15 protein-coding genes are annotated in these 12,245 nt (G+C 46.9%); all 15 read left to right on the top strand.

Annotated elements, in window-relative coordinates; all coding sequences use genetic code 11:
• The first annotated feature begins 25 nt into the window (after positions 1 to 25).
• The 15 genes from ftsZ to LCL89_RS05705 all read left to right on the top strand — a co-directional run bounded on the left by ftsZ (position 26) and on the right by LCL89_RS05705 (position 12,223).
• The gene (ftsZ, locus tag LCL89_RS05775; protein WP_197315691.1) at positions 26 to 1,174 is read left to right on the top strand and encodes a cell division protein FtsZ; all 1,149 of its coding nucleotides are present in this window, start codon (positions 26 to 28) and stop codon (positions 1,172 to 1,174) included.
• 272 nt (positions 1,175 to 1,446) lie between these two features.
• The gene (gene spoIIGA, locus LCL89_RS05770) at positions 1,447 to 2,355 is read left to right on the top strand and encodes a sigma-E processing peptidase SpoIIGA (protein WP_224809591.1); all 909 of its coding nucleotides are present in this window, start codon (positions 1,447 to 1,449) and stop codon (positions 2,353 to 2,355) included.
• Positions 2,356 to 2,377: 22 nt separating this feature from the next.
• Positions 2,378 to 3,097, top strand: coding sequence for an RNA polymerase sporulation sigma factor SigE (sigE, locus tag LCL89_RS05765; RefSeq protein ID WP_197315693.1), 720 nt, complete (start codon positions 2,378 to 2,380; stop codon positions 3,095 to 3,097).
• A 22-nt stretch (positions 3,098 to 3,119) separates the two neighbouring features.
• Positions 3,120 to 3,959: an RNA polymerase sporulation sigma factor SigG gene (sigG, locus tag LCL89_RS05760; RefSeq protein WP_404813414.1), complete on the top strand. Its 840-nt coding sequence runs from the start codon at positions 3,120 to 3,122 to the stop codon at positions 3,957 to 3,959.
• Between the two features lie 410 nt (positions 3,960 to 4,369).
• On the top strand, positions 4,370 to 4,645 hold the full coding sequence (locus LCL89_RS05755) for a YlmC/YmxH family sporulation protein (RefSeq protein WP_224808601.1): 276 nt from the start codon (positions 4,370 to 4,372) through the stop codon (positions 4,643 to 4,645).
• Between the two features lie 30 nt (positions 4,646 to 4,675).
• The gene (pgeF, locus tag LCL89_RS05750) at positions 4,676 to 5,500 is read left to right on the top strand and encodes a peptidoglycan editing factor PgeF (protein ID WP_224808599.1); all 825 of its coding nucleotides are present in this window, start codon (positions 4,676 to 4,678) and stop codon (positions 5,498 to 5,500) included.
• Positions 5,501 to 5,521: 21 nt separating this feature from the next.
• Positions 5,522 to 6,199 (top strand): YggS family pyridoxal phosphate-dependent enzyme, encoded by a 678-nt coding sequence (locus LCL89_RS05745; protein ID WP_197315698.1) that lies wholly within the window; start codon positions 5,522 to 5,524, stop codon positions 6,197 to 6,199.
• A 15-nt stretch (positions 6,200 to 6,214) separates the two neighbouring features.
• Positions 6,215 to 6,670, top strand: coding sequence for a cell division protein SepF (locus tag LCL89_RS05740; RefSeq protein WP_197315699.1), 456 nt, complete (start codon positions 6,215 to 6,217; stop codon positions 6,668 to 6,670).
• 3 nt (positions 6,671 to 6,673) lie between these two features.
• Positions 6,674 to 6,937 (top strand): YggT family protein, encoded by a 264-nt coding sequence (locus LCL89_RS05735; protein ID WP_197315700.1) that lies wholly within the window; start codon positions 6,674 to 6,676, stop codon positions 6,935 to 6,937.
• 90 nt (positions 6,938 to 7,027) lie between these two features.
• Complete coding sequence (locus tag LCL89_RS05730) at positions 7,028 to 7,801, top strand: YlmH family RNA-binding protein (RefSeq protein ID WP_224808590.1); 774 nt, start codon at positions 7,028 to 7,030, stop codon at positions 7,799 to 7,801.
• Positions 7,802 to 7,877: 76 nt separating this feature from the next.
• Entirely contained in the window at positions 7,878 to 8,405 is a 528-nt protein-coding gene (locus tag LCL89_RS05725) for a DivIVA domain-containing protein (protein ID WP_197315702.1), read from the top strand.
• A gap of 147 nt (positions 8,406 to 8,552) precedes the next feature.
• Positions 8,553 to 9,026, top strand: a complete 474-nt coding sequence (lspA, locus tag LCL89_RS05720; RefSeq protein WP_224808588.1) for a signal peptidase II — start codon at positions 8,553 to 8,555, stop codon at positions 9,024 to 9,026.
• On the top strand, positions 9,023 to 9,934 hold the full coding sequence (locus LCL89_RS05715; protein ID WP_224808575.1) for an RluA family pseudouridine synthase: 912 nt from the start codon (positions 9,023 to 9,025) through the stop codon (positions 9,932 to 9,934). Before lspA ends, LCL89_RS05715 begins: the two co-directional genes overlap by 4 nt.
• Before the next feature lie 213 nt (positions 9,935 to 10,147).
• On the top strand, positions 10,148 to 10,690 hold the full coding sequence (gene pyrR / locus LCL89_RS05710; protein WP_224809589.1) for a bifunctional pyr operon transcriptional regulator/uracil phosphoribosyltransferase PyrR: 543 nt from the start codon (positions 10,148 to 10,150) through the stop codon (positions 10,688 to 10,690).
• Positions 10,691 to 10,831: 141 nt separating this feature from the next.
• Positions 10,832 to 12,223: a solute carrier family 23 protein gene (locus LCL89_RS05705; RefSeq protein ID WP_224808573.1), complete on the top strand. Its 1,392-nt coding sequence runs from the start codon at positions 10,832 to 10,834 to the stop codon at positions 12,221 to 12,223.
• Positions 12,224 to 12,245 lie beyond the last annotated feature (22 nt).

Below are 12,245 nucleotides of genomic sequence, written 5' to 3'. Positions count from 1 at the left end.
TCTCGCGTATTAGGAGGAACGGAAGATGTTAGATTTTGATACAAGCATGGACCAATTGGCAACCATTAAAGTAATCGGAGTTGGCGGTGGCGGCAGTAATGCTGTCAACCGCATGATTGAACACGGAGTACAGGGTGTCGAATTTATTGCAGTGAACACAGACGCCCAGGCATTGAACCTTTCCAAAGCGGAAGTAAAAATGCAAATCGGAGGCAAACTGACACGTGGTCTTGGAGCAGGTGCGAATCCGGAAGTAGGTCGCAAAGCTGCTGAAGAAAGTAAAGAGCAGTTGGAAGAAGCTCTACAAGGCGCGGACATGGTCTTCGTAACCGCTGGTATGGGCGGCGGAACTGGTACAGGTGCTGCTCCTGTCATTGCACAAGTGGCGAAAGAGCTTGGCGCATTGACAGTCGGTGTCGTTACCCGTCCATTCACATTCGAAGGACGTAAGCGTTCCACTCAAGCGACTGGTGGTATCGAAGGGCTGAAAGGCGCTGTCGATACACTGATCGTGATCCCTAACGACCGTCTATTAGAAATCGTAGACAAAAACACGCCGATGCTTGAAGCGTTCCGCGAAGCGGATAACGTGCTTCGTCAAGGTGTACAAGGTATTTCCGACTTGATCGCTGTTCCAGGACTGATCAACGTCGACTTCGCCGACGTGAAGACAATCATGGTCGACAAAGGATCGGCATTGATGGGTATCGGAATCGCGACAGGAGAAAGCCGTGCAGCTGAAGCTGCGAAGAAAGCTATTTCCTCACCGCTTCTTGAAACGTCCATCGACGGCGCCCATGGCGTGTTGATGAACATCAGTGGCGGCGCGAACTTGAGCTTGTATGAAGTTCAAGAAGCTGCAGACATCGTTACTTCTGCGGCTGACCAGGAAGTGAACGTCATCTTCGGTTCCGTCATCAACGAGAACTTGAAAGATGAAATCGTTGTAACCGTCATCGCGACAGGTTTTGACGAGTCACAACTGGCACAGGGTCAAAAACAGAAGCGCCCGAATATGAACCAGGTGAAACAGAACCAGCCGGAACAACGTGGTATGCGCGAAGAGCAGGCACCTCGTCGTGAATCTCCTCAACCTCAGCAGAAAATGCCGAATCAAGAGGAAGACACGCTGGATATTCCGACGTTCTTAAGAAATCGTAACCGCCGTCGTTAATCGGTGAATGATAGTGGGAAAGCCCCGCTGCTTGATGCAGCGGGGCTTTTTTGTGTTGTGTGGTGATCAGCGGGATATTTGGTTTATCAGTGAAATCCCCTGTTTATCAACGGAAATTTCCATTTATCAGCGGAAAACGGATTTTATCGACCAAACCAACCCTCCCACCCAAATTCTACAAAAGTTGCCGGAAACCCATTCAGATTGTGACAGACTTTTCATGGAGACAGGCTTATACTCATGTATAACAAGAAAAGGAAGGAGAGGGGAATATTTATCTCGATGCTGTTTGGCTGCTGAATCTGTTGATGGATGCGATGATTCTTTATCTGACGCAGGGGGTCACACGAGCGAAGTCCACAAAAATAAAAATGGCAGCGGCTGCTTTCATCGCATCAACGATCGTTCCGATTTCCATTTATATGCCGGGCTTTTGGTTGACCAGCAGCATCGGAAAGGTGATTTTTTCATTGTTCATCATCTGGGTCGCCTTTTCGTATTCCTCACTTCGGGCTTTTTTTCTTCAATGGGTCAGCTTTTATTTCATCACCTTCGCCATCGGAGGAAGCATGCTGGGTGTCCACTATTTTCTTGCCACAGAAATCACCGTTCAAGGAGGATCGATCGTCACATTCACAGGTGGATACGGAGATCCAGTGAGTTGGTTGTTCGTCGTGATAGGGTTTCCTTGCTCTTATTTGTTTACTAAATGGCGGTTGGAACAAGTACAGGTCCATCATATGAAGCTTGAGAATATTTATGATGTCACATTGGAATGGCGTGGACAGACAGCCCAGTGTAAAGGACTTGTGGATAGCGGAAATCAGCTGGTCGATCCAGTCAGTCGTAAGATGGTGTTTTTGGCGGATGAAAATGTATTGGGACATTTTTTAAATAAGAACGAACTGGAGAAGCTTCAAGTCGAACAAGTGGTGACATCTTTGGATGAGTTGCCGGAACACGTGCAGAAAGCCGTCCGACTCGTACCCTACCAGGCAGCGGGCATGGCGGGACAGTTGTTGGTCACGCTGCTTGTCGACCGCATCACAATCGACACACCAGAAGGAAAGCTTGAAATGAAACAGCCATTAGTGGGGGTCCAGCATCATGATCTTACACACGATCAGCTCTATCAAATGCTCATCCACCCTCACATTATGGTAAAAGGAAAATCAGCGTAACCATGAGGGGGAGATGGAGTATATGTTCAAGTGGTTCTTCAAGCTGAGGCTGAATTTTTACAGATTGATGATCAAACTCGGGATCAAACAGGATGAAATTTATTACATCGGAGGTAGTGAAGCTCTGCCGCCGCCTCTCTCGAGAGAGGAAGAAAAAGAGCTCCTGGAACGTCTTCCGAAAGGGGACAAGGCCGCCCGTGCCATGCTCATTGAACGCAACCTGCGTCTCGTTGTCTATATCGCCAGGAAATTTGAGAATACCGGGTTGAATATCGAGGATTTGATCAGTATCGGAACGATCGGATTGATCAAAGCCGTCAACACTTTCGATCCTGAGAAAAAGATCAAACTCGCGACTTACGCATCCCGCTGTATTGAAAATGAAATTTTGATGCACTTGAGAAAAAGCAACAAGCTTAAAACTGAAGTCTCTTTTGATGAACCGTTGAATGTCGATTGGGACGGGAATGAGCTGCTGCTGTCGGATATTCTTGGTACGGAAGAAGATTTGATCACCAAAGGCATCGAGAAGAAAATCGACAAAAAATTATTGAAAACAGCTCTCGAACAGTTGAACGACAGGGAAAAACAAATCATGGAACTGCGTTTCGGACTGATCGGTAAGAAAGAGAAAACTCAGAAGGATGTCGCGGATATGATGGGGATTTCGCAGTCCTACATCAGTCGTTTGGAGAAGAAAATCATCCGCAGACTGCAGCGTGAGTTCGATAAGATGGTCTAATTTTATAAATTTATAACGATGCATAATTTTTCCTCCCAGGGAGATACTGAAAACGATTATAGCTTCTTGGGAGGGTCTTACATTGACACGACATAAAGTAGAGATATGCGGTGTAGATACATCAAAACTTCCTGTGCTGAAAAATACAGAGATGAGGGCCCTGTTCGAACGATTGCAGAGCGGTGAAACGGAAGCGCGCGAGGTGCTGGTCAACGGCAACCTGCGATTAGTCCTGTCCGTCATCCAGCGCTTCAACAATCGTGGAGAGTATGGAGATGATCTATTCCAGGTAGGGTGTATCGGTTTGATGAAATCAATCGATAATTTCGATCTAAGCCACAATGTTAAATTTTCTACTTACGCAGTACCGATGATCATAGGTGAGATTCGCAGGTATTTGAGAGATAATAACCCGATTCGTGTTTCCAGGTCCTTGAGAGATACTGCTTACAAAGCTCTGCAGATGAGAGAAAAAATCATTGCAGAGACCAGTAAAGATCCCGCGCCACATGAAATCGCCGAACGCATGGGAGTCCCCCATGAAGATGTCGTTTTCGCAATGGATGCCATACAGGATCCCGTTTCCTTGTTTGAACCGATCTACAACGATGGAGGCGATCCGATTTTTGTCGTCGACCAGTTGAAGGATGACCGGGAAAAAGATTCGATCTGGCTGGATGAGCTGTCACTCAGAGAAGGTATGAAAAAGTTGAACGACCGTGAAAAGATGATTTTGACGAAGCGGTTCTTCCAGGGTAAAACGCAGATGGAGGTCGCTGAGGAGATCGGTATTTCACAAGCGCAAGTGTCCCGTCTTGAAAAAGCGGCGATCAAAGAGATGAATTCTTCGATGTTTCAATAAAATGGTGCGCTTCTGCATAACGCAGGGGCGCTTTTTTTGTGGTTTGATGTAAATCGGCAGTGGGGTGGTGAAATTCTGCAATGTGGTGTTGAAAACCCGCAATGTAGGGTTGGAATCCTGCAATAAAGCGGTGAACACCCGCAATGTAGAGTTGAAACTCCGCAATCCAGTGGAAAATACGCAATAATGGGCTGAACATACGCAATACCAGCCGGAAAACACGCAATGATGGACTGAATATACGCAATCCAGCCAGCTAAATACGCAATGCCGCTCTCAACACACGAACCCCCACCAGCAACACACCCAACCCCACACAAAACCACCTCCAACGCACCGTCCCCCTCATCCAATTCCATACAATTCTTAGGCGGCTGCTGCATATAGTGTAAAAAGGAGTGAAAACGAAGATGAAAATTACTGAACTACAGATGAAAGACGTCATAGCTATGGAAACGGGCGAACGCCTCGGATATATTTCCGATTTGGATATCGACACACAAAGAGGCAGGCTGCAAGGGCTGGTACTCCAATTGAAAGGGAAAGCGATGGGACTTTTCGGCAAGGAAGAAGAGCTGATCATCCCATGGGATCAAATCGTCAATATCGGTACAGATGTGATACTCGTAAAGAAATCCGGCTATAATAAAATTTCTAATCAACAAAAGACAAAAACAGAAGAATAAAGCAAGAAAAAAGATGAAGATTGTGTTAAAATGAAGGGAAATTGGGGTGATAAAATGGTAGAACCCTTCAAACACGAGTCTTTACGACAAATACGTTGTTTCCAGGATCATAAATCGCTCGTGGCCGGTGTCACGACTCGACAAGGGGGCCACAGCAGTAAGCCCTTCGATTCTTTGAATATGGGTTTGCATGTCCCGGATCAAGGGGAACATGTAATCAACAACCGTCAGGAACTTGCCGATGAACTGAGGATTCCTCTGGAAGACTGGGTGATAGGTGAACAAGTCCACGGGACCGAAGTCCACGTCGTCACTCGCGCTGATAAAGGAAAAGGTGTGCGCTCCCATGATACGGCTGTTGCAGACGTAGATGGTCTGATTACGAATGAAAAAGATGTCCTTCTGGGCGCGTTTTATGCAGACTGTGTTCCTTTATTGTTTGTCGACCCTCATGCGGGATGGGTAGGTATTGCCCATGCTGGCTGGAAAGGGACCGTCGGCGACATGGCGGGGGAAATGATCCGTCAACTCGTCCATCAAGGGTGTAAGCGGACAGATATTGAAATGGTGATTGGACCTTGTATCAGTCAGAATCATTACAAAGTCGATCAAAAGGTCATCGATCAAATTCCTGAATCACAGCGTTCCCTTACAGTCACTGATTTAGGTGCAGGTCAATTTTTATTGGACCTGAAAAAGTTGAATGAACGATTCGCTGTACAAGCTGGATTGGCTGAATCACAAATTAAACAAACAAGATTTTGTACATACGAGAAAGAAGAATTATTTTTCTCCCATCGACGGGACCAAGGAAAAACCGGGCGGATGCTTGGGTTCATTGGTTGGAAAAGTTGATGATCGGGAAGGAGAAGTTGCATGACAGTTCGAGAACAATTGGCCAAAATTAATGAGACGATAGAAGCGGCCTGCGACAATTGCGGCCGTTCTCCAGAAGAAATCACGGTTATTGCGGTCACCAAGTATGTTTCCATCGAACGGGCTCAGGAAGCGTTGGAAGCAGGTATCAAAGACTTGGGAGAAAACCGGAAAGAAGGTCTCCTGGAAAAATATGAAGCAATCGGCGCAGATGCTCGCTGGCACTTCATCGGATCTCTGCAGTCGAGAAAAGTGAAAGACGTGATTGGACAAGTCTCGATGATCCATTCCCTGGATCGGAAGTCATTGGCGAAAGAAATCAACAAACGGGCGGATGAACCGGTGGATTGTTTCGTGCAAGTCAATGTCAGTCAGGAAGACTCCAAGCATGGATTGAAAAATGAAGACGTCGAAGATTTTGTGGACATGCTTCAGAATTATGAAAACGTACGTGTCGTAGGTCTTATGACCATGGCCCCGTACACAGATGACGAAGAAAAACTTCGAGGCATATTCAGACAGCTCCGGGCTACAAGAGACCGTATAAGGGATAAGAACCTTCCGCACGCTCCATGTGAATATCTATCCATGGGGATGAGCAATGATTATGCGATTGCGATCGAAGAAGGGGCGACCCACGTAAGAATCGGTTCCAGCCTTGTCGGAGACCAAAACTAAATTGAGGTGATCAAGGTGAGCATGAAAAATAAATTCCGTTCTTTTTTCACACTGGATGATGAATATGAGTACATCGAGGAAGATATGGATGATGCCGTAGAAGAAGATGAATATGAGCCGAAGCAGCGAAGCAAACGTAAACAGGATTCCCATAACGTGGTGAGTCTGAAAAGTGCTAAATCATCTTCGAAAATGGTCCTGAGTGAACCGAGCAGCTACAATGAAGCTCAGGAAATCGCCGATCAGCTTGTAAACCGGCGGGCGGTTGTCATCAATCTTCAGCGTGTCGATCATCATCAAGCAAAAAGGATTGTAGATTTTTTAAGTGGAACCGTATATGCTATAGGTGGAGATATTCAAAAATTAGGGACTCAAACCTTCTTATGCACGCCGGATAACGTTGAGATTTCCGGATCGATTTCTGAAATGATGGCACAAGAAGAGGAAGAACAACCCTACAGAAGGTGGTAACTCATGCTTTTTTTGTTTGAAATTCTTTTGACAGCTATGCAGATTTATAGCTGGATCCTGATCATTTATATTTTGATGTCCTGGTTCCCGGGAGCAAGGGAATCCAGATTCGGTGAAGTGATGGCCAAATTGGCTGAACCGTTCCTGGAGCCTTTCCGTAAATTCATCCCGCCACTAGGCATGATTGACATTTCACCGATCGTAGCGATTCTTGTTTTACGTTTCGCTGCCAACGGCCTTAGAGAATTAGCGCAAATGCTTTTATAAAGGAAGAAAAGGGAACAGGTCAGAGAGCATGCGGATCTCACAATCTCATGCTTTCTTCTGTTCCTTTTATGATATTTGGAGGTTACTTAAGTGGAAATCTATCAGCACTTCAGAAAAGAAGAGAGGCCTTTCATCGACCAGGTGTTATCATGGCGTGAGGACGTCGAGATGAAGTATCAGCGGAAGCTCACTGATTTTCTTAATCCGAGGGAACAGATGATATTGAAAGCTGTACTTGGAAACGACGCGGATCTCATCCATGGGCTGTACGGTGGAACTGACCAGGTGGAACGGATGAGGGCGATTATCGCACCGGAGTATGAGGTGATCGAGGAGGAAGACTATCAATTGACACTTCTCGAAGCTTCATATCCTGATAAGTTCGTAACGCTTGAACACCGTGACGTGCTGGGAGCTTTCATGTCCCTTGGTATTCGTAGAGAGAAGCTGGGGGATTTGATCGTCCGTGATGGAACGATTCAAATCGTATGTGCCTCTGAAATCAGCGATTATATCCGGATGAATTTGACCGGGGTCAAGAAAGCAACGGTTGAATTCAAAGAAAAGCCGCTTGAGAGAATGCTCGAAAACGACGAAACATGGACAATCAGAGACACGACCGTATCGTCTCTTCGTCTTGATGTGCTGGTGAAGGAAATTTACGGCATGTCGAGGAAAAAAGCGGGGATGCACATTGATGCCGGACACGTGAAAGTCAATTTCCGGGTCGTAGAGGATCCTTCCTTCACATTGGAGTCAGGAGATATGATATCCTTGCGGGGCAAGGGGAGAAGTCGTCTTGATGAAATTCACGGACAGACGAAAAAAGAAAAATTCAAAGTGTCGACAGCGAAATTAAATTAATTCAAGAATATAGCAGGATTACGTAGGGATGTGTCGAAATCTATACGTAATGGAACATGATGAGGAGGTGGCTGGTGTGCCTTTAACACCGTTGGATATTCATAACAAAGAGTTCACACGAGGCTTTAGAGGGTACGATGAAGATGAGGTGAACGAATTTCTTGATCAAGTCATCAAAGATTATGAAATCGTCATCCGCCAGAAAAAAGAGTTGGAGCGTGAAGTCGATCAGTTGAATGAACGATTGAGTCATTTCAACAACATCGAAACGACGTTGAACAAATCGATTCTAGTCGCACAGGAAACAGCTGAAGACGTGAAGAGCAATGCGAATAAAGAGTCGAAGCTGATCATCAAAGAGGCGGAGAAGAATGCCGACCGCATCATCAATGAAGCGTTGGAGAAATCCCGTCGGATCGCGATCGAAGTCGAAGATATGAAGAAGCAGGCGAAAGTGTTCAAAATGAGGCTGCGTATGCTTGTAGAGGCTCAGATCGATATGATCGAAAACGACGATTGGGATCATTTGTTTGATACAGAACTGCCGAACGAAGAAGATGTTAAAGAAGAGATGGAGAAAGAACTGACTTCTCAAAATTCATAAGGTCACGTGAGTACATATCGTGCACTTATTGCATACATTTCAAAAGGTGTCGTTCCGTAAAAATAGGACGACACCTTTGTCGTTTGTACTTTTTCTTCCCTTTTTTATGGTACAATAGCGAAGGAATATGTTTCATGGAGGCCGCTTATGTTTTGGTATTATTTATTAGCAATCGGAGTCATTATCCTAGACCAGCTTACGAAGTGGCTGGTCGTCATGAATATGAACTTAGGGGAGAGCATCCCTGTCGTGGAAGATTTCCTTTATTTGACCTCGCACCGTAACCAGGGTGCCGCATGGGGGATTCTTCAGGGACAGATGATGTTCTTCTATATCATTACGGTCATCGTCATCGGTGTCGTCGTTTACTATATCCAGCAGTACGGAAAAGAAAGTCGATTGTCAGGTGTAGCCTTATCCCTGATTCTTGCGGGAGCGATCGGGAATTTCATCGATCGTCTGTTCCGTAAAGAAGTCGTAGATTTCGTGGATACGTACATCTTCAGCTACAATTTTCCGATATTCAATGTGGCCGATTCAGCTCTTGTCATCGGAGTCATCCTGGTGATGATCGCGACATTTTTAGATGAGCGTAAGAAGAAAGGAAGTTTGGAAGCGTGAGTGAACAATATCATGTGCAAGAAACCGATCAGTCAAAACGAATCGATAAACTTTTGACAGAGGTCGTCGAAGATGCATCAAGGTCCCAAATCCAAAGCTGGTTAAAAGCAGACCTTGTTTTGGTGAACGGAGAAGCCGTCAAAAGCAATTATAAAGTGCAGGAGGAAGACGTCATTACGTGGAGCGTTCCGGAACCGGAACCGCTTGAAATCACTCCTGAAAACATCGATCTGGACATCGTGTACGAAGATGCGGATGTCATCGTCGTGAACAAGCCTTCCGGAATGGTCATCCATCCTTCCGCCGGACACGCGTCGGGAACGCTTGTCAATGCGCTTCTATACCATTGTGATGATTTATCTGGCATCAATGGAGTGGAGCGTCCGGGAATCGTGCACCGTATCGATAAAGATACGAGCGGCCTTCTGATGGTTGCGAAGAACGACCTGGCCCATAAGTCGCTCGCCCAGCAGCTGTCTGAAAAGTCGGTGGAACGTAAATACGAAGCGATCGCCCATGGGATGATTGCCCACGAATACGGGACGATCGATGCACCGATCGGGCGCGATCCGAAAGACCGTCAGCGTATGGCTGTAGTCGAAGGGGGGAGAGATGCGGTCACTCATTTCCGTGTCCTTCGATCTTTCCAGGACTTCACCCTTGTGGAATGCAAATTGGAAACGGGCCGTACCCACCAGATCCGTGTCCATATGCGCTACATCAACCACCCGCTTGTCGGCGATCCGAAATACGGTCCGCGTAAGACATGGGGGCTGGATGGACAGGCGCTGCACGCGAAATCGCTTGGCTTTGAACACCCCCGTACCGGCGAATGGATGAGTTTCGAAGTGGAACCTCCTGAAGAGTTCGCGTCTTTCCTGGACTTTTTGGAAAAACGGGAAGGGTAAAGGAAAAGTTTCTGTCGGATGGTTGACAAAACCACCCGCCTTTGCGATACTTGTCAATAGAATTTAATTGTCCTTTAAAAGCAGTCCCGTGAGGCTGGAAAGGTTACGGTATGTACACGCAGGTGACGTGTACACAAAAGCCCCTTTTCTGCCCTTATGCGGAAAAGGGGCTTTTTGTATGACCAGGGCATGACAAAATGGAGGGAAGAAAAGATGAATCCAAAAGCGACCGTACTTGATGAGGCTGCGATTCGTCGAGCGTTGACTCGAATCTCTCACGAAATCATCGAAAAAAACAAAGGCATTGACGATGTCGTGCTCGTCGGGATCAAAACGAGAGGCGTCCCGATCGCGCAGCGACTAAAGAATAAAATTCAGGAAATCGAAGGCAAGGATCTCCCGGATGGGGAGCTCGACATCACGCTCTATCGTGATGACTTGACTCCACAGCATGAGAAAGCCGAACCTGAACTGAAAGCTACGAACATTTCTACTGATATCGATGGGAAAAAAGTCATCCTCGTCGATGACGTACTCTATACCGGTCGAACGGTGCGTGCCGCAATGGACGCTCTGATCGACCATGGACGTCCGGACCAAATCCAGCTTGCTGTCCTCGTTGACCGCGGTCACCGGGAATTACCGATCCGAGCGGATTTCGTCGGGAAAAACGTCCCTACTTCACAAAACGAAGTCGTCACCGTCCATCTCGATGAGATTGATGAATACGACGAAGTGAAAATTTACGAAAAATAACTGCAACCTTTAATTTAGTCCTGTGAGACTGGAAAGGTTCGTAATGGATGAAGCGTGTCTATGGGCACGTCTACCTCTTTGCGTACCTTCCGCAAAGAGGTTTTTTTATGGAAAACAAGCTAATTGGAGGAGGAAAACAAGATGAAACAACATAACGCTGCTTTAGAAGTCAACGAAGTTCCTAAAATGCACAAATGGCTGACACTGAGCCTGCAACACTTATTCGCCATGTTCGGAGCGACAATTCTCGTACCGTTCCTGACTGGTCTTGAACCAGCAGTCGCACTCGTATCAAGCGGGTTCGGAACACTCGCTTACATTCTGATCACACGAGGTAAAGTTCCTGCTTATCTTGGTTCCAGCTTCGCATTCATTTATCCAATCGTAGAAGTATCAAAATCAAGCGGGATCCCCGGTGCCATGATGGGAAGTTTCATGGCCGGTCTGGTGTACGGATTGGTGGCTCTGTTGATCACGATGTTCGGAACCAAATGGCTGATGAATATCCTGCCGCCGATCGTCGTCGGACCAGTCATCATCGTCATCGGTCTCGGGCTTGCATCCACAGCCATCGATATGGCGATGTATGAACCGGGCTCCGACCAAGTGTACAGCGGTACACACTTCATGGTCGCGTTAGTCACGCTTGCAATCACGGTCATCGCATCCGTGTTCTTCCGAGGGTTTTTCTCCCTCGTCCCGATTCTGTTCGGAATCGTAGGCGGATACTTGTTCGCCATGACCCAGGGGATCGTAGACACAAGTGGAATTCAGGAAGAATGGACGAACATCACATCGGCTGAATCTTTCGGAGGCGTACTGAATGCGATCTTCCACATGCCGAACTTCACCGTTCCATTCGTTGATTTTTCTCCACTTGAAGTCATCAGCTGGGAGATCGCCTTCCTGATGGTTCCATTTGCACTCGTAACCATCACGGAGCACACAGGTGACCAAATGGTGCTATCCAAGGTCGTCGGGAAAAACTTCTTGAGAGAGCCAGGCTTGAACCGTTCCATCCTCGGAGACGGAGTCGCGACAGTGATCGCTTCCTTCCTCGGTGGACCACCGAATACGACTTACGGCGAAAACATCGGTGTCCTGGCCATTACGAGAGTATTCAGTGTGTTCGTCATCGGAGGGGCAGCCGTCATTGCCATCATCTTCGGATTCGTCGGCATGATCACAGCTGTCATCAGCTCTATACCGACGGCAGTCATGGGAGGCGTATCGATCCTTCTATTCGGAATCATCGCTTCAAGCGGGCTGCGCATGTTGATTGACAACCAAATCGACTTTGGTGAAAAACGGAACTTGATCATCTCCTCTGTCATCCTGGTCATCGGAGTCGGCGGGGCTTATATCCAAGTCAACGCAGACATCCAAATCGCCGGAATGGCGCTTGCAGCAATCATCGGAGTCTTATTGAACCTGATCCTTCCTGGTAAAGAAAAAGGGAAGGGCAACGGGAACATGTTCGAAGCTCCTGAACAATTGGATGAAAATGAAAATAGAAAAGATGGCGTCGCTTAGCCGAAACCTAGTTTCTGACACG

The sequence above is a fragment of the Halobacillus yeomjeoni genome (assembly GCF_020171525.1).
Lineage (GTDB): Bacteria > Bacillota > Bacilli > Bacillales > Halobacillaceae > Halobacillus > Halobacillus yeomjeoni.
This window is presented reverse-complemented; position numbering and strand designations above follow the sequence as displayed.